The organism is Flavicella sp. (genome assembly GCF_029238425.1).
Taxonomy (GTDB): domain Bacteria; phylum Bacteroidota; class Bacteroidia; order Flavobacteriales; family Flavobacteriaceae; genus Flavicella.
Genome location: NZ_JAQWGB010000140.1, coordinates 1 through 17,149, shown reverse-complemented (window position 1 = coordinate 17,149; position 17,149 = coordinate 1). Strand labels below are relative to the sequence as shown.

Genomic DNA, 17,149 nt, shown 5'->3' with positions numbered 1-17,149 from the left:
TCACCATGTCCTAAAATTGTTTCTTTTTCTATAGGATTTTTAATCATATGAAATCCAAAGGATGGCACTGAAGCTAACGCTACACCTGCCAAACTAGATTTTTTAATAAAATTTCTTCTTGAAGTTTTCATGTATCTTGGTTTAGGTTTTTGGTTTGTTTTTAAGCTAATAAATCATTTACAACATTTCCATGAACATCCGTCAATCTATAACGTCTACCTTGATGCTTGAAGGTAAGTTTTTCATGATCTACTCCAAACAAATGCATGAGAGTCGCATGAAAATCATGCACATGTACAGGGTCTTTCACTACATTATAACTAAAATCATCTGTCTCACCATAACTAAATCCTGGTTTAACACCGGCACCTGCCATCCACATTGTAAATGCTTTCGGATGATGATCTCGTCCATAATTTGTTTTTGTTAATTGCCCTTGAGAATATACCGTTCTTCCAAACTCTCCACCCCATACAATCAAAGTATCTTCAAACATACCACGTTGTTTTAAATCCTTTATCAATGCCGCATTGGCCTGGTCAGTTTTCTTTGAATTTCCTTTCACTCCTCCTGGACAATACCCATGTTGATCCCAACCTTGGTGATACAGTTGTACAAATTTCACACCTTTTTCCAATAATTTACGCGCCATTAAACAATTGGCGGCATATGTTCCTGGATCTCTACTATCTTTTCCATACAAATCAAACATATAATCGGGTTCATCCGACAAATCCGTTACCTCTGGTACTGAAGTCTGCATTTTAAATGCCATTTCATATTGTGACATTCTCGCCTGAATTTCTGGATCACCATAAGCATCGCTTTGCAAATCATTTAAATTATTTAAATAATCCAACATATGTCTTCTATCATGTCCATCATAGTTTTCAGGATCACTCAAGAACAACACAGGATCCTTTCCTGATCTAAATTGCACACCTTGATGTTCTGTAGGCAAAAAACCATTCCCCCAAAGACTTGATTTCAAGGGCTGACCTTTTCCATTCTTAGACACCAATGTAATAAAAGTTGGCAGATTTTCGTTATCGGATCCCAATCCATAACTCAACCAAGAACCTATAGCTGGTCTTCCAGGTAACTGATGTCCTGTTTGCATAAAGGTAATAGCGGGCGTATGATTGATCTGATCTGTTTGCATTCCTTTGATAAAGCAAATATCATCAACCACTTCAGATAAATAAGGCATGGCTTCACTTACCCAAGCTCTAGATTCACCATATTGTTTAAACTTTAACGAAGAAGGTGCAATGGGCAAAGTACTTTGACTTCCACTCATCCCTGTCAAACGTTGACCTGCGATAACCGAATCCGGCAATTCTTTACCAAACATATCCGTTAGCTTTGGTTTGTAGTCAAATAAATCTAACTGAGAAGGCCCACCACTTTGAAATAAATAAATAATTCGCTTTGCCTTAGGCAAATGATGCGGCAACCCCAAATTGTTTTGATTAAAGGCTTTTAATAACTCTTCGTCAGATTTGGCTTTATTGACAGAAGACCATACTTTATCCGCCCCCATTAAGCTACTAAAAGCCAAAGCTCCTAATCCTAGAGAGGTTTTCTTTAAAAAATGTCTTCTATCTACTTGTTTCTCTATTTCTTGTAAATCTCTATTGTTAGATCTTAATTTACTATGTTCATGATTATCACACATATTGTTCTTTTTTAGAAATAAAAAATTATCTTTTAGTAATACTTGCGTCTGAATTCATAATGGTACTTGCAACAACCGCATTTGCTGCAACCAAGGCTTTGTCATCTGAATTTGAAATTTTAAATTCACCCGTATTTAACCAACCTTTTGTTTTATCAAGATTCTTCTTGAATTTCGCATATTCAGTTTCTTGTAATTTTGAAAGTACCTCTAATTCTTTTTCAGTAATGCTTCTTCCTGTTAATTTTCTAAACACCGATTGAATTCCAGTTTTAATATCACCAGTATCCACCATATGCTTTCCTAATACACGAGAAGCCTCCACATAAGTTGGGTCATTTAATATAACCAAGGCTTGCAAGGGAGTATTGGTTTTTTGTCTTCTTGAAGAACACAAATCTCTCGTAGGTGCATCAAAAGTTGCAATGGTTGGATTTGGTACCGTACGCTTCCAAATAGTATACATACTTCTTCTATAAAGCCCTTCTAATCCATCCCTTACATAAGTATCTCCATTTACTTTCCACAATCCGTTTGGCTGATATGGTCGTACACTTTTACCTCCTATTTCAGCGTCAAGCAATCCAGATGCAAATAGTGCATTATCTCTTAGCATTTCTCCTGAAAGCCGTGTTGCAGGACCACGAGCCAACCATTTGTTTTGGTCGTCAAACTCAAGTAATTCCTTAGAAACAACTGAGCTTTGTTGATAGGTATTTGACAACATCATCGTTTTATGTAAAGCTTTCACATCCCAACCAGACTCTACAAACGTAACCGCCAACCAATCTAACAACTTCAAATGACTTGGTATTTCTCCTTGATTTCCAAAGTCTTCTGAGGTATTTACAATTCCTCTTCCAAATAAATTTTGCCAATATCTATTTACAGTAACTCTAGCAGTTAAAGGATTCTCTGCATCTGTAATCCATTTGGCCAATCCTAGTCTGTTTTTAGGTAAAGATTCTGCCATAGGGAAAATACCTTCCGGCGCATTAGGATATACTTTTTCTGTTGGAGAATCATAATTACCTCTATCCAAAATATGAGCTTGTCTAGGAGTTTTTCTCTCCTTCATGACCATAATTTGCTGTACATTATTCATGCTATCTACCAATACCAGGCGTTCCTTTTCTAGCTTTTTCAAAGCTTTCCCATAGGGTTTAGATTTGGCTGATAGATAATACTCCGAAAATTCTTTTTTCTCTATGGTATTTAGATCCTTAACCGACTTATTCTTTAATACATCCAAGCCTTTCGTGTCTGCTATTTGCATGACTTCAATTGCGCTCAACTCCTTATCAAAAACCAACAAATCATCTACAGTTGCTCCTCCAATTCCTTTTCCTCTCCATACAGCTCCAACACGCAACCCAGGCTCTAATTTTGGACTCTTTTTTCCGTATAATCTTAACCCATGAAAAATTATATCCTTATATAAATTATCAAAAGAAGTTGTAGTTTCTTGCTTTTTACCATTCATATAAATACACAATCCTTCTGCCTTACTCGATCCATCATAGGTCATCGTAACCTGCACCCATTCTTCTTTTGGAATTTCATTTAAAGATTCTATTACGATAGCATTGTCTGGATAAACGTGGGCTAACAAAGCCTCTAATTTATTATCCTTTATTTTCAAGTGATATCCTCTAAAGCTATGTAACTCTGGACTATTCATTTTATGAAAGATCACCCCTGTTTCCAAATTTTTAGGCACAAAAACCTCAATTCCTATACTAAAAGGTTGGTTTCGTTGAAAGATTCCTATTTTATCCAAATCCAACCAAGTATCTCCATTCAAAGCCAATCCTTTTCCTCTTTTACCTTGATGTAAAACAACAGGCTCTTTCTTCACAAATTGCTGACGCATTTGAATGTTATTTTTACCGTTTCCACCAACTTTATTCACTAATTTTTTAGAGTTAAAATTAAATTCAGCAATAAGGTTTGAAGGTCTCTCAGTTATTGGTATTGATTTATGTTGATTCGTTGCCAACCATTTCTCCGATTTCTTAAGCTCCTTCTTCTTAACGTCCTCTGTTGTTTCCACAGTTTTATCAACCATAGTTTCCAAGTATGCCAAAACCTCTTCCTGTTTTTTAGTTGGTAACATCATGGCTGGTACAGGTGTTGCATTATCCCAAGGAATCAAGCCAGTTTCATCTATACTATTAAAAAAACTATACATTTCATAATAGTCTTTCTGCGAGATAGGATCATATTTATGGTCATGGCATTTTGCACAAGCATATGACAGTCCTAATAAACCTTGACTTACTGTAGCGGTTCTATCAGCAACATATTCTGATCTAAACTCTTCGTCAATAATTCCACCTTCTAAATTTTGTGGGTGTAGCCTATTAAATGTAGTTGCCAAACGCTGTTCTCTTGTTGCATTCTCTAACAAATCACCCGCCAATTGCCAAGTCACAAATTGATCATAGGGCATATTCTCATTAAAGGCTTTAATTACCCAGTCTCTCCAAGGTGATGTATCTCTATATCTATCATTACTATAACCATGGGTATCAGCATATCTTGCAACATCCATCCAATCTAGAGTCATACGTTCTCCATAATGCGGAGAAGCCAATAATCTATCTATCTGTTTTTCAAAAGCGTTTTCCGAAGTATCCGATACAAATGTTTCAATCTCTTCTTCAGTTGGAGGTAATCCTATCAAGTCGAAAGAAGCTCTTCTTAATAAAATTTCCTTATCAGCTTTTGCCGCTGGTTTTAGTTTTAACGCTTCTAATTTTTCATAGATAAAATTATCCACAGCATTCACCGGATCCCCATTCACCTTGGGTACCTCTGCTAACTGAGGTTTTACAAACGCCCAATGATCTTTGTATTCCGCTCCTTGATCTATCCATTTGACAAGTATTGCTTTTTCTTTCGCTGTCAAAGAAAGATGTGATTCAGGTGTTGGCATGATTGTTTTAGAATCTTCTGATAAAATCCTAGCGACCAATTCACTTTTGCTTGAAGATTTTGGAACTATTGCAAATTTCCCTGGACTCTCTGGAAGTTCAGCATACGAAAATTCAGAACTATGCAATTGTAATCCAGCCGATATTTTTCCTTTATCAGGACCGTGACATAAAAAACACTTATCCGACAATATGGGCTTTACATCTATATTGTAATCTAATTTATTACTTAACGATTTGTATTCTTCAGAAACTGCTTCCGGCAAATCCGGACCACAAGAAACTAAGGATACTATAATAATCACAAGGCTTGTTAAATTTATTTTCATCATTGGTTTAATAAGTAAATTACAAAAATACCTTTGATTCCATAAAATTCGCGTAAATATATCTGACAAAAAAATAGACAAATCCGACTTTTTACTATATTTGGACTAGACAAACTAGGATATTTATCAGGTTTCAAAGAAAAACTTAGAATTTTCAGATGAAAAAAAAATTACAAGCCTTACAGCTAACACTACTAAATACAGCCAAAGTTAAACTAGATACTCAGTGGGATTATAAAAATGTAATTAGTCCATTTTCAAGAATGTACTACATTACCGAAGGGCATGCCAATGTGTACCATAACAATAAGGTGTTTCAGTTGATGCCAGGACATATTTATTTGGTCCCTAGTTTTACTCCTAGTAATTATTATTGTGACAATTATCACGAGCAAATTTATTTATCATTCTTTGAAGAGCTTGGAGAAGGAATGTCCATTTATGATCAAAACGATTTTATTTATCAGGCCAAAGCCTCAGAACACGATTTATATTTATTTGAACGTCTTATAGAAATCAACCCCAACAGAGAATTAATCAATAGCAATCCTCAAATTTTAAAACACAGTTTATCACCAGCAGATTTTTTTAAAGAAAACAATCAAATAACAGATTCAGATTACATCGAAACCAAAGGTATTTTATCCATCTTGATAGCTCGATTTATAAAAGGAAAAAAAACAATTTCTGAAAAAAACACCAATAAAAATTTCAACCAAATATTACGTTACATCAACTCTCATATTCAGGAACCACTTAGCGTGAACCATTTGGCTGCATACTGTCATTTAAATCCGGATTATTTCTCTAGAATATTCAATGAGAAATATGGCAAGCGCCCCATTACTTATATCAATACCATACGAATAGAGCGAGCACAATTTTTACTGTTAACCACAGAAAAACCCTTAAAAGAAATTGCGGAAAGAACAGGCTTTGAGAATATTTCCTATTTTTCAAAAACTTTTAAAAAAATTACAGGAACTACACCCGCCTATTTCAGAAGGAACAACTCTTAAAACATAATTATCTTGAAATAGATTAAAAAGTAGCTCGACTTTAAAAACAATAATAATCAACTATATTTGCAGAAAATTGTATTTCAAAGCATATTATAATGTCTATAAAAGAGAATTTAAGGATAATATCTAATTCTATTCCAGAAAAGGTAACCCTAGTAGCTGTTTCTAAAACAAAACCAAATGCATTTATTGAAGAAGCTTATGCTGCTGGTCAACGAGTTTTTGGCGAAAACAAGGTGCAAGAAATGGTAGAAAAAGCTACTGCTCTCCCTAAAGACATTCAATGGCATTTGATCGGACATTTACAAAAAAACAAGGTAAAATATATTGCCCCTTTTGTAAGTTTGATACATGGTGTTGATAGTTTCTCTACTTTAAAAGAAATCAACAAGCAAGCAAAAAAACAGGATAGAATTATAGATTGTTTGTTGCAAGCAAAAATAGCCACAGAAAGCACCAAATTTGGTTTGAACTTTGAAGAAATTGAATCCATTCTCAATTCACAAGAATTTTTGTTGTTAGAAAACATCAAAATTGTCGGGCTTATGGGAATGGCGAGTTTTACCGAAAACCAAAATCAAGTGAGGGAAGAATTTAAATCCTTAAAAATGTTTTTTGACAAGACAAAATTGACTACATTGTCTATGGGTATGAGCGGAGATTACAAATTAGCTATTGAAGAAGGCAGTACTATGGTACGTGTTGGAAGCGCTATTTTTGGATCAAGATTATAATTTTATCATCAGTAAACAACTTACATGTACGCAATTATAGATATAGAAACAACTGGAGGTAAATTTAACGAAGAAGGTATTACAGAGGTTGCTATCTACAGGTTTGATGGACATGAAATTGTTGATCAATTTATTAGTTTGGTCAACCCTGAAAGACCTATTCAACCTTTCGTAGTAAATCTAACTGGAATCACAGAAAAAATGGTTAGGACTGCTCCAAAATTCCACGAAGTAGCCAAACGAATTATAGAAATCACACAAGATTGTGTTTTTATAGCGCACAACACTTCTTTTGATTACAGAATTATCAGAACTGAATTTGGACGTTTAGGTTATGATTTTTTTAGAGAAACCCTATGTACAGTAGAATTGAGCAAGGAATTGATTCCTGACATGCCTTCGTATAGCTTAGGGAAACTATGTAAATCACTAGGAATCCCAATGAATGATAGGCATAGAGCTAGTGGCGATGCTTTGGCGACTGTTAAACTTTTTAAATTATTACTGGATAAAGATTTAGAAAAAAACATCACCAAAAGTTCTATCAAAGTGATTGCCGATAAAGAAGTGGTGATCCCTACTAAGATTTTAGATCATATAGAAAAAACACCTAGTACTACTGGATTATTTTTCATTCACGATGCATCGGGAACTGTTTTATATGTCGGTAAAAATAAAAACATCCAAAAAGGGATCAATCAACTGTTTTTAAGAACTTCTAAAAAAACAAAAAACCTTTTAAAACAAACATACTCTATTACCTCTGAAGAAACCGGAAACGAATTGATAGCGGATCTTAAATTTATTGAAGCCAATAAAAAACATAAACCGAGGTACAATACCAAAAGAAGAAAAAACATTCCTACCGTTGTTTTTAACAATGACAATATGATGTTGATCAACAAAGGAAGGCATGTAAATGAAAAATCAGTATTGCTTATAGAAGATAATCAAATATCGGGTTCTGCTTATATAGATTTAGCACATCAAATTGAAAATATTGATATCGTAAAAACCATGATCAGTCCTATCATAGACAATCTAACAACACGCTATATCACTAAGAAATTTTTAGAGAAAGGTAGACCTGAAAAAATAGTTCGCTTTTAACAACTAAAAAATGAGTACACAAAAACATACTTGGAAATCTAAACTTCATGAAGTTATCTATGAAGCCGACACTCCGACAGGAAAGCTGTTTGATGTACTTTTGCTTGTCACCATTTTTACGAGTATTGTACTTGTCATGTTAGAAAGTGTTCCTTCTATCAACGAGAAATACAATTTAATTTTTGATATTTCTGAATGGGTTATTACAGTGTTATTCACCATAGAATACATTCTAAGGATCATTTCCATTAAAAAACCTAAGCACTATATTTTTAGTTATTATGGTATTATTGATTTATTATCTACCATCCCAAAATATTTGTCATTAATTTTTGGAGGTGCTCATGCCTTGATTGTTTTAAGATCTCTTAGATTGTTACGGATTTTTAGAGTTTTAAAAATCACAAGATACTTAGGGGAATCCAACCGACTTTTAGAGGCCTTAAGAGCAAGTAAAGCAAAAATAACCGTTTTTGTATTTGCCGTAGTTGTTATCTGCTTGATTTTAGGTAGCATTATGTATATCGTAGAAGCAGGTGAAGACAGTGGTTTCATTAGCATACCAAGAAGTGTTTATTGGACGATTGTTACCTTAACCACAGTTGGATATGGAGACATTGCCCCTGTTACTACTCTTGGACAATTTATTGCTTCTATCGTAATGATATTAGGATATGGAATTATTGCAGTTCCTACGGGAATTGTATCTGCAGAATACACAGCACAATTTAAAAGAACACATACCAACACAAAAACTTGCGAAACTTGTGGTACTGAAAAGCACAATGACAATGCAAAATTCTGTCATAACTGTGGAGATAAATTTTAATTTATGAATACCAAAAATCTAATCACTGTTGTAGGTCCTACTGCTATTGGTAAAACAGCTTTAAGTATCAAATTAGCCAAGCAATACAATGCACCTATAATTTCTTGTGATTCTAGACAATTTTACAAAGAAACGACTATAGGTACCGCGGTTCCTACCAAAGAAGAGCAAGCACAAGCCCCACATTACTTTATTCAGGATAGATCTATTTTTGACGATTATAATGTTGGTCAATTTGAAAGAGATGCCTTAGAAAAATTAAATGAATTATTCCAAAGTCATAATGTGGTAATTATGGTTGGCGGTAGCGGTTTGTATGTAGATGCCGTTTTAAAAGGACTTGATTACTTTCCAGAAATAAATCCTGACATTCGAAAACAATTGAACCTAGATCTTGAAGAAAATGGTATTAGTTCTCTCCAGGAAAGACTTAAAGAATTGGATCCTGAGACTTTCAAATCAATTGCTATCGACAATCCTCATAGAGTTATTAGAGCATTGGAAGTTTGTATAGGAAGTGGAACTACCTATTCTTCATTTAAAAACAAGCCTAAAGAACCAAGAAATTTCAATAGTATAAAAGTTGGAATCAAAGCGGATCGCGAAATTATCTATGATAGAATCAATCGACGCGTAGATATTATGGTAAAAGAAGGTCTTTTAGATGAGGCTAAGGCAGTTTATCCAAACAAAGAACTCAATGCATTGCAGACGGTTGGCTACAGAGAGTTATTTTCTTATTTTGATGATGAATTTACTTTAGAGTTTGCCATATCAGAAATTAAAAAAAACACACGAAGATTTGCCAAAAGACAAATTACCTGGTTTAAAAAAGATACAGAAACCATTTGGTTTGATTACCTTACAGAGGCCAATCAAATATTTGAAAAAATATCGGAAAAACTTATTCTGCCAAATCCCTAAACAACCATATCATGTCACAACTACCTAAAATTATTGAAAGTTCAAAAAAAATAAGATTTCAAGATTGTGACCCTTTCAATCACTTGAATAATGGAAGATATGTGGATTACTATATCAATGCCCGTGAAGACCAAGTTTTAGAAAACTACGGAATTGATTTATTTAAAATCATCAAAGAAGAAGGTTTGGGCTGGGTGGTGGCTAATAACCAAGTAAGCTACATCAAGCCCGTATTTACTATGGAAACGGTTGTTATAGAATCACAACTTATTGGACACTCCCCGAAACATTTACAGGTTGAAATGCGAATGTTTAATGCAGATAAAAGCATCTTAAAATCTATTGCTTGGTTTTCTTTTGTTCCCTTTAACCTAAGAAAGAACAAGGTAGAATTGCATGAAGAAAAATATTCGAAAATTTTTACAGAGGTTTTGCTAGAGATTCCTCAAAAAACATTTGAAGCAAGAGAAATATTCTTTCGATCTCAACAAAAAAGAAAATAAACTTCACTCCTTTAAAATTACGGTTTTCAAGGAATAAAATGTCTAAGTTTTAAGTATATTTGCGCTTGATAAAACAAAAGATTTCAAAATGAATACTGTAGAAAATTTTAAAGAATACGTACAAGATATAACTTCAAAAGAAGGATATGCTAAACCTTTAGCTTTTGGATTAGGAATTAGAAAATCAAAAGGAGAAAAAACTTTAGATGTAAATTTCCCATCAATCAATTGGGATGCTGCCTTTGGTACTGCAGCTTTGTTGCAAGATGTTACAGGGTATACTGCTTCAGAAAATGGATTTGTGTCTGTTTCTAAAGATCAGTTACAAAAAGCATTTGATAATTTTGCTGCCTTTCATGCTGAAATTGAAAAACACCCGAATATTGTTTTAATCAAACAATTATTAGACAACTATAACCAACCAGAAGGATACCAAGAAATTGATGTTGTTGCATATTTCTTATTCGATAAAGATACAGCAGTAGAAAATGCTGTGGAGGCATACTTTAAATTGCAGTGTTTATCTCAATTACATGTGAAGCCACATGGTTTGTCATTAGAGGGAGTTTTTGGGAAATTAAACAATATAGCTTGGACCAACCAAGGACCAATATTACCAGAGGATTTAAGCGAAGAAAGAATAAAAGCTACTTTTAAAGGAGAAAGCTTAAATGTAACGCATGTAGACAAATTTCCATATATGGTAGATTACCATGTACCGAATGGAGTAAGAATTGCTTCTGCGTCACAGGTTAGACTTGGAGCACACGCTGCTGAAGGAACAACTGTAATGCCGGCTGGTTATATCAATTTTAACGCAGGTACTTTAGGAAACGCAATGATTGAAGGAAGAGTTTCTGGAGGAGTTGTTGTTGGACATAATTCTGATTTAGGTGGTGGAGTTTCTATTATGGGAACTTTATCTGGAGGAAACAAAAATGTAATCTCAATTGGTGATAAATGTTTGTTAGGTGCGAACTCTGGAACAGGAATTTCTCTTGGATTTGGATGTACAATCGCTGCAGGGGTTTATGTAACAGCGGCTGCTAAAGTATGGTTATACGACGAAAATAAAAAACCTATTGACATCAATGGTACTGCTGTTGAAGAAGGACAAAATATTGTAAAGGGTGCTCAATTGAACGGTAAGGATAAATTATTATTCTTAGTTGATAGCACGAATGGTCACTTAGTTTGTAGACCAAACCCTAAAACAATTGAATTGAATGAAAGTCTTCATACTTCTAACGATTAATTGAAACAACTCAATAAATAAAAAAAGCCACACTAACTATTTAGCGTGGCTTTTCCTTTTTCACAACAAAAAACCCATAATTTGATTTAGCTTTTTAAAGATACGATTTTATTTAAATCAAAAACATGATAATATTCATGTTATGAACTTGTTGGTATTCTATTTTTCAATTTATTCCATGATAATTATCATAGAATAAATTTCATTATTCAAGCAACTTTGTACAAATTTAAAGAACTTAAATAATGACTAAGAAAACATCTACACACTCATTTCACATACCTGTGATGGGTTTAGCGTTTACTGTTGATAGCCCTATAAAAATTGCTAAGTATGGAATCTCATCAGTTGTTTCAATTGTTGATGACATACTGATAGAAAATATGAATTCTTTTTATAGTGAAAAATACAGTTTACCCTTTAAAAAATATTCAACCAAAGACCCTGAGGCCAGATCAAATAGAATCACCTCTTATCTAAACAATATGGATATGATTGTGAAACAAAAGTTTCATGACTTTAAATTATCCTTGACAGAAAAAAAGGAAGCCCTAGACAATTACCTAGAGCTATTACCTGATATTTCTGAAGTCAAGAAAAGTCTTTTGCAGATGGTTGAAAATAACACACCAAAAGAAGTGATTCAAAAATGGATTCAAGAAAATTTAGTTCCTGGAAACATTGATGTAAATATCATGACCAAATTGGATAATGGGCGTATGCATAAAAATGAAGCACTTCCCTCCCATTACAATGATGCGCACACTGCTTTAAAAGGTTTTGCAGAAAGCACCTTAAAATCATCCATTGTATTATCAGCAGGAATGAATCCAAGACTGTATAGTTATTTTGAACAGTTTGAAGATTTTTACCCAAATGAACAAGAGCAACTAAATAAAAAAATCATCTTAAAAGTAAGCGATTATAGATCGGCTACCATTCAGGGAATGTTTTTTGCAAAAAAAGGATTATGGGTCTCGGAATATCGAATTGAATCTGGATTAAACTGTGGTGGTCATGCCTTTGCAACAGAAGGATTATTATTAGGTCCTATTTTAGACACCTTTACTGAAAACAAACAAAGTTTGATCGAGAATACTTTTGAAACGTATAAAGCGGCTCTTGAGGCCAAAGGCAAACATGTTCCTTCTCAACCTTTGGATATTGAAATCACCGTACAAGGAGGTGTGGGGACAGCCAAAGAACATCAATTTTTGTTAGACAACTATGATGTAAATTCAGTGGGTTGGGGATCTCCATTTTTGTTAGTGCCTGAGGCAACTACGGTAGATCCAGATACGCTAAACGTATTATCTAAAGCCAAAGAAGAAGATCTTTATTTAAGTAATATTTCTCCTTTAGGTGTACCTTTTAATAGTGTCAAAGGAGTTTCAAATGATGCCTATAAACTTTCTAAGTTAGAAAATGACAATATAGGAAGTCCATGTCCAAAAAAATTCTTGGCTTTAAATAGAGACGAAAATGGAAAATCTATTTGTACCGCATCGCAAAAATTTCAAAATGCGGAAATTGAAAAATTAAAATCAGAGGATTTAAGCACAGCGCAATACAAAGATAAATTTAAAAAAATCACAGAAAAATCTTGTTTATGCATTGGGTTAGCAAATGCTGGTTTGATTGAACATGATATAGATTCTAAAGACAAAAAAGCGGGAGTCCTGGTATGTCCTGGCCCAAATATTGCCTACTTTGACAAAAAAGTATCGTTAAAAAACATGGTGCAACATATCTATGGACAAGCAGCAAATTTAACTCCTATTAGCAGACCTAATATGTTTGTGAAAGAGTTGGAAATGTATGTCCAATATTTCAATGAAAAAATTGAACAGTTCAAGATCAGTCCTGATAAAAAACAAGAAAAATACCTGAATAAGTTTTCTACGAATCTGAATGAAGGAATTTTATATTATAAATCAATTTTTAAAGATGCTGAATTTATTAGCTCATTCTCTACCTTAGAAGGGAAACTACAGACATTCTAAAAAAATAATAGTATTATTATATAAACCATCAGTTTCATTACTGATGGTTTTTTTTTATATTTGGTCTCCCCTAAGAATTATATATGAAACCTAATAAACGTAGTAAAAATCGCTTGCTTTTGGCTGTAAAAGCTATGTTTATGGATGACTTTGAGAAAAAGCAAACCTTCTACAGAAATTTCACTAAAGAATTTGATTTAGAGTTTTTCAAAAAAAACTTTAAGCAAGACGAATTAGTTCTTCTTTCTCCTAACGAGCTCAGATTCAATAACTTTATAGACTTTAAAACTACTTCCTCAGAGTTTATAAACCTACTGGGACGCCCCAAGTACAGTGAAATATCCTATAAAAACCCGAAAATCAAAAGCTTTGTTTTTAAAGCGAAAATTGCCGGTATAGGAACCCGTTGTAGTGTCATCTTTCATAAAAATAAATTGGTGCTTTTCAATTATGTATTCACCAACTTAGATAAAAAAGAAAAAAGCATCCTTAAAAGATATAGTGTTGAAAAGTTTGGGAATCAGCTGACCAACAAGAGATATCAAATTATGGATGCTAAAAAAAATAGTTTGTTTATCTCTGAAAAAAACAATTCTATAATTTTTAATTTTTACGCCCCCTCAAAAACATTAAAGAAAACTTTTGATTGCAAGCCTAAAGAAAAAAAAGTGATTTCTTTAAAGGAAGTTCAAAAATTAAAAACTTCGAACGAATAAGCTTTTTAAAATAAGTACATTCATATTCCTTAGATATTAATTACATTTGCAAAACCATGCAAAAGAACATCAATATACAAAACAAAAAAGCACGCTTTGAGTATGAAATACTGGACACCTATACTGCAGGAATTCAGTTAACCGGTACGGAAATTAAATCCATACGCCAAAGTAAAGCTAGAATAACAGAAAGCTTCTGTGAATTTAATGAACAGTTAGAGCTCTTTGTTATCAATATGTATATTGAGGAATACACCTATGGTCATTCTTACAACCACAATCCAAAAAGTTCTCGCCGATTATTATTAAATAAAAAGGAGTTAAAAAAACTAGAGAAACAAGTTAAAAATGTTGGTTTGACTATCGTTCCTTTAAAATTATTTATCACTGATAAGGGCTGGGCGAAACTAAATATTGCCTTGTGCAAAGGAAAAAAACTACATGATAAAAGAAATACCTTAAAAGATAGAGACAACAAAAGAGATTTAGCGAGAATCAAAAAGAACTTTTAGATGAAACATGTTTTTCTATGGTTACATATGATTCGATGGAAAAATTTATTGCTTATACTTCTTTGTCAATTCCTTTTTAAATACAGGGTTTTTACTTTTTTTAATACCACTCAGAATTTATCTGATTTTCAGTTTTATTTACTTGTTTTTAGTATTCTTAGTATTGCTGCTGGAGGATATATCATCAACGATGTATTTGATATCGACTGTGATAAAATCAATAAACCAGATAAAGTCTATATTCCAAATCAAATAAGTAAAAAAAGTGCAAAATTTCTGTATGCTATAAGTACTTGTTTAGGAGTGATTTCTGGAAGTCTATTATCCGTTCTAACAGGAAAATTTTATCATATTTTCACCTTTCTAATGGTTGTTTTTTTATTATACTTTTACTCTGCCAGTCTAAAAAAAATAGCTTTCCTTGGAAATATTGTGATCGCAAGTTTGATTGGTTTTACCCTGTTTATATTGATTGATTTTGAAACAAGTATTTCCGACACAAATCGGGGGGTTCTTTTGACGATTCAGTTCACTTATTTTGCTTTCTTTCTGAATTTATTCAGAGAAATTGTAAAAGATCTAGAAGATCAAAAGGGAGATTTTAAAGCAAATATGAAAACGCTTCCCATTCTTTTAGGAAGCAAGAGAACCATAAATCTGTTACTTGTCCTTTCGTTATTCCCCATATATCCAATCATAAATTTTGGATTGAGAAATTTAGACCAAAAGCTAAGCACAAAAATTTTCTATTTTATTTTTATCGCTTTTCCTTATTTTCTTTACCTCTATAAATTATATTCCGCTAAGCATCAAAAGGATTTTGAAAAGATCAGCAAATTGCTAAAACTTATACTTGCCTCTGGTTTGTTCTTATTAATTATAATTACTTCGTAAATATGTTACAAAAACTTACTGAAAAATACTCCATCATTCTTGCTTCTGGATCTCCTAGACGTCAGCAATTTTTCAAGGATTTAAAAATTCCATTTTCTGTTAAATTATTTGACGTTGAAGAAATTTACGATCCAAAATTAAAAAGAGAAGAAATCACAAACTTCCTATCGGAACTAAAAGCCAAACCGTTTGAGAGCATTCTAAAAGAAAACGAATTGGTGATCACCTCTGACACTATTGTTTGGTTTCAAGACCAAGCTTTAGGAAAACCAAAAAACAAGGAAGAATCTTTTCAAATGTTACGATCCTTATCGGGTCATAGCCACGAAGTTATTTCTTCCATCAGTTTTAAAACTAAAAAAAGTAGACATACCATACATGATATTACTAAGGTATATTTTAAAGAATTTACTGACGAAGAGATAAATTTTTACATAGACACCTACGAACCTTTTGACAAAGCAGGTAGTTACGGAATCCAAGAATGGCTAGGATATATTGGCGTGGAAAAAATAGAGGGAAATTATTCAAATGTCATGGGATTACCGCTACCAAAACTATACGATTTCCTTAAAAACAAAGTACTTTAACCGCCTTCCTTTGTTCATTTTTTAAGATGAAATCTAAGGCTTAAAATGGTCTTGAAAAAGTTGGAAATAAAAATTCTTAAAACTATAAAAAATAACTACTTTTGTGCCATACTAATAGTAGATAATATATAATGAAAAAATACACTTTTACTGAGCAAAAAGATACTCGTTCTGGTTTTGGAGCTGGTTTAGCAGAATTAGGAAGAACAAACCCAAATGTAGTAGCATTATGTGCTGATTTGATTGGTTCTTTGAAAATGGATAAATTTATTGAAGAAAACCCTGAGCGTTTTTTCCAGATTGGTATTGCAGAAGCAAACATGATCGGAATTGCAGCAGGTCTTACTATTGGTGGTAAAATTCCTTTTACAGGTACTTTTGCAAACTTTTCTACAGGTAGAGTTTACGATCAAATTCGTCAGTCTGTTGCTTATTCAGATAAAAATGTAAAAATTTGTGCTTCTCACGCAGGTTTAACTTTAGGAGAAGATGGAGCGACTCACCAAATCTTAGAAGATATTGGTTTGATGAAAATGTTACCAGGTATGACTGTAATCAACACATGTGATTACAACCAAACTGAGGCGGCTACTATTGCAATCGCTGAACATGATGGCCCTGTTTATTTACGTTTTGGTCGTCCTGTAGTGCCTATTTACATGCCTAAACATACAGAAACTGAGCACGAAAATAAATTTGTAATTGGAAAAGCAATTCAATTGACTGAAGGTGCTGATGTAACTATCGTTGCGACTGGACATCTTGTATGGGAAGCTTTACAAGCCTCTGAGCAATTAGAAGAACTTGGAATTTCTGCTGAAGTTTTAAACATGCACACGATAAAACCTTTAGATGCGGCTGCAGTATTAGAATCTGTTGCAAAAACAGGATGTATTGTTACTGCTGAAGAGCACAATTATATTGGTGGTTTAGGAGAAAGTATCTCTGGTGTTTTAGCTAAGAACAACCCTATTCCTCAAGAATTTGTTGCTGTGAATGATAGTTTTGGTGAGTCTGGTACTCCTGCTCAATTGATGGAAAAATACGGATTGAACGACAAAGCAATTATTGCTGCTGTTCAAAAAGTGATCAAAAGAAAATAGTTATATTTACA

The 17,149-nt window shown here is 33.2% G+C and carries 16 protein-coding genes; 13 read left to right on the top strand and 3 right to left on the bottom strand.

Going from position 1 to position 17,149, the window contains the following annotated elements:
* The 3 genes from P8H68_RS10335 to P8H68_RS10325 form a co-directional block, all read right to left on the bottom strand.
* Window positions 1-131: twin-arginine translocation signal domain-containing protein (locus P8H68_RS10335; RefSeq protein WP_300324533.1), on the bottom strand; the 131-nt coding region annotated here is incomplete at its 3' end.
* A 29-nt stretch (window positions 132-160) separates the two neighbouring features.
* The gene (locus P8H68_RS10330; protein WP_300324530.1) at window positions 161-1,678 is read right to left on the bottom strand and encodes a DUF1501 domain-containing protein; all 1,518 of its coding nucleotides are present in this window, start codon (window positions 1,676-1,678) and stop codon (window positions 161-163) included.
* A gap of 25 nt (window positions 1,679-1,703) precedes the next feature.
* Window positions 1,704-4,943: a DUF1553 domain-containing protein gene (locus P8H68_RS10325; RefSeq protein ID WP_366144941.1), complete on the bottom strand. Its 3,240-nt coding sequence runs from the start codon at window positions 4,941-4,943 to the stop codon at window positions 1,704-1,706.
* A gap of 158 nt (window positions 4,944-5,101) precedes the next feature.
* On the opposite strand from P8H68_RS10325, the gene P8H68_RS10320 reads away from it, so the two are divergent.
* From P8H68_RS10320 to P8H68_RS10260, 13 genes are all read left to right on the top strand, one after another.
* Complete coding sequence (locus P8H68_RS10320; protein ID WP_300324524.1) at window positions 5,102-5,962, top strand: helix-turn-helix domain-containing protein; 861 nt, start codon at window positions 5,102-5,104, stop codon at window positions 5,960-5,962.
* 98 nt (window positions 5,963-6,060) lie between these two features.
* Window positions 6,061-6,699 (top strand): YggS family pyridoxal phosphate-dependent enzyme, encoded by a 639-nt coding sequence (locus tag P8H68_RS10315; protein ID WP_300324521.1) that lies wholly within the window; start codon window positions 6,061-6,063, stop codon window positions 6,697-6,699.
* Between the two features lie 24 nt (window positions 6,700-6,723).
* Window positions 6,724-7,809 carry an exonuclease domain-containing protein gene (locus P8H68_RS10310; RefSeq protein ID WP_300324518.1) on the top strand — a complete coding sequence of 362 codons (1,086 nt, stop codon included), beginning with the start codon at window positions 6,724-6,726 and terminating at the stop codon, window positions 7,807-7,809.
* 10 nt (window positions 7,810-7,819) lie between these two features.
* Window positions 7,820-8,638: an ion transporter gene (locus P8H68_RS10305; RefSeq protein WP_300324515.1), complete on the top strand. Its 819-nt coding sequence runs from the start codon at window positions 7,820-7,822 to the stop codon at window positions 8,636-8,638.
* A gap of 3 nt (window positions 8,639-8,641) precedes the next feature.
* Window positions 8,642-9,562, top strand: a complete 921-nt coding sequence (gene miaA / locus P8H68_RS10300) for a tRNA (adenosine(37)-N6)-dimethylallyltransferase MiaA (RefSeq protein ID WP_300324512.1) — start codon at window positions 8,642-8,644, stop codon at window positions 9,560-9,562.
* 11 nt (window positions 9,563-9,573) lie between these two features.
* The gene (locus P8H68_RS10295) at window positions 9,574-10,065 is read left to right on the top strand and encodes an acyl-CoA thioesterase (RefSeq protein ID WP_300324509.1); all 492 of its coding nucleotides are present in this window, start codon (window positions 9,574-9,576) and stop codon (window positions 10,063-10,065) included.
* Between the two features lie 88 nt (window positions 10,066-10,153).
* On the top strand, window positions 10,154-11,320 hold the full coding sequence (locus P8H68_RS10290; RefSeq protein ID WP_300324506.1) for a tetrahydrodipicolinate N-succinyltransferase N-terminal domain-containing protein: 1,167 nt from the start codon (window positions 10,154-10,156) through the stop codon (window positions 11,318-11,320).
* 245 nt (window positions 11,321-11,565) lie between these two features.
* Window positions 11,566-13,323: a hypothetical protein gene (locus tag P8H68_RS10285; RefSeq protein WP_300324503.1), complete on the top strand. Its 1,758-nt coding sequence runs from the start codon at window positions 11,566-11,568 to the stop codon at window positions 13,321-13,323.
* 83 nt (window positions 13,324-13,406) lie between these two features.
* The gene (locus tag P8H68_RS10280) at window positions 13,407-14,039 is read left to right on the top strand and encodes a hypothetical protein (protein ID WP_300324500.1); all 633 of its coding nucleotides are present in this window, start codon (window positions 13,407-13,409) and stop codon (window positions 14,037-14,039) included.
* 56 nt (window positions 14,040-14,095) lie between these two features.
* Window positions 14,096-14,551, top strand: a complete 456-nt coding sequence (smpB, locus tag P8H68_RS10275) for an SsrA-binding protein SmpB (protein WP_300324497.1) — start codon at window positions 14,096-14,098, stop codon at window positions 14,549-14,551.
* The gene (locus tag P8H68_RS10270; protein ID WP_300324494.1) at window positions 14,552-15,445 is read left to right on the top strand and encodes a geranylgeranylglycerol-phosphate geranylgeranyltransferase; all 894 of its coding nucleotides are present in this window, start codon (window positions 14,552-14,554) and stop codon (window positions 15,443-15,445) included.
* Between the two features lie 2 nt (window positions 15,446-15,447).
* On the top strand, window positions 15,448-16,035 hold the full coding sequence (locus P8H68_RS10265) for a Maf family nucleotide pyrophosphatase (RefSeq protein WP_300324491.1): 588 nt from the start codon (window positions 15,448-15,450) through the stop codon (window positions 16,033-16,035).
* Between the two features lie 131 nt (window positions 16,036-16,166).
* On the top strand, window positions 16,167-17,138 hold the full coding sequence (locus P8H68_RS10260) for a transketolase C-terminal domain-containing protein (protein WP_300324488.1): 972 nt from the start codon (window positions 16,167-16,169) through the stop codon (window positions 17,136-17,138).
* Window positions 17,139-17,149: the final 11 nt, after the last annotated feature.

What these genes read in the sequence shown, in the direction of transcription:
- P8H68_RS10330 (WP_300324530.1), bottom strand. Translation starts at nt 1,678, where the DNA reads ATGTGTGATAATCATGAACATAGTAAATTAAGATCTAACAATAGAGAT.
- P8H68_RS10325 (WP_366144941.1), bottom strand. Translation starts at nt 4,943, where the DNA reads ATGAAAATAAATTTAACAAGCCTTGTGATTATTATAGTATCCTTAGTT.
- P8H68_RS10320 (WP_300324524.1), top strand. Translation starts at nt 5,102, where the DNA reads ATGAAAAAAAAATTACAAGCCTTACAGCTAACACTACTAAATACAGCC.
- P8H68_RS10315 (WP_300324521.1), top strand. Translation starts at nt 6,061, where the DNA reads ATGTCTATAAAAGAGAATTTAAGGATAATATCTAATTCTATTCCAGAA.
- P8H68_RS10310 (WP_300324518.1), top strand. Translation starts at nt 6,724, where the DNA reads ATGTACGCAATTATAGATATAGAAACAACTGGAGGTAAATTTAACGAA.
- P8H68_RS10305 (WP_300324515.1), top strand. Translation starts at nt 7,820, where the DNA reads ATGAGTACACAAAAACATACTTGGAAATCTAAACTTCATGAAGTTATC.
- miaA (WP_300324512.1), top strand. Translation starts at nt 8,642, where the DNA reads ATGAATACCAAAAATCTAATCACTGTTGTAGGTCCTACTGCTATTGGT.
- P8H68_RS10295 (WP_300324509.1), top strand. Translation starts at nt 9,574, where the DNA reads ATGTCACAACTACCTAAAATTATTGAAAGTTCAAAAAAAATAAGATTT.
- P8H68_RS10290 (WP_300324506.1), top strand. Translation starts at nt 10,154, where the DNA reads ATGAATACTGTAGAAAATTTTAAAGAATACGTACAAGATATAACTTCA.
- P8H68_RS10285 (WP_300324503.1), top strand. Translation starts at nt 11,566, where the DNA reads ATGACTAAGAAAACATCTACACACTCATTTCACATACCTGTGATGGGT.
- P8H68_RS10280 (WP_300324500.1), top strand. Translation starts at nt 13,407, where the DNA reads ATGAAACCTAATAAACGTAGTAAAAATCGCTTGCTTTTGGCTGTAAAA.
- smpB (WP_300324497.1), top strand. Translation starts at nt 14,096, where the DNA reads ATGCAAAAGAACATCAATATACAAAACAAAAAAGCACGCTTTGAGTAT.
- P8H68_RS10270 (WP_300324494.1), top strand. Translation starts at nt 14,552, where the DNA reads ATGAAACATGTTTTTCTATGGTTACATATGATTCGATGGAAAAATTTA.
- P8H68_RS10265 (WP_300324491.1), top strand. Translation starts at nt 15,448, where the DNA reads ATGTTACAAAAACTTACTGAAAAATACTCCATCATTCTTGCTTCTGGA.
- P8H68_RS10260 (WP_300324488.1), top strand. Translation starts at nt 16,167, where the DNA reads ATGAAAAAATACACTTTTACTGAGCAAAAAGATACTCGTTCTGGTTTT.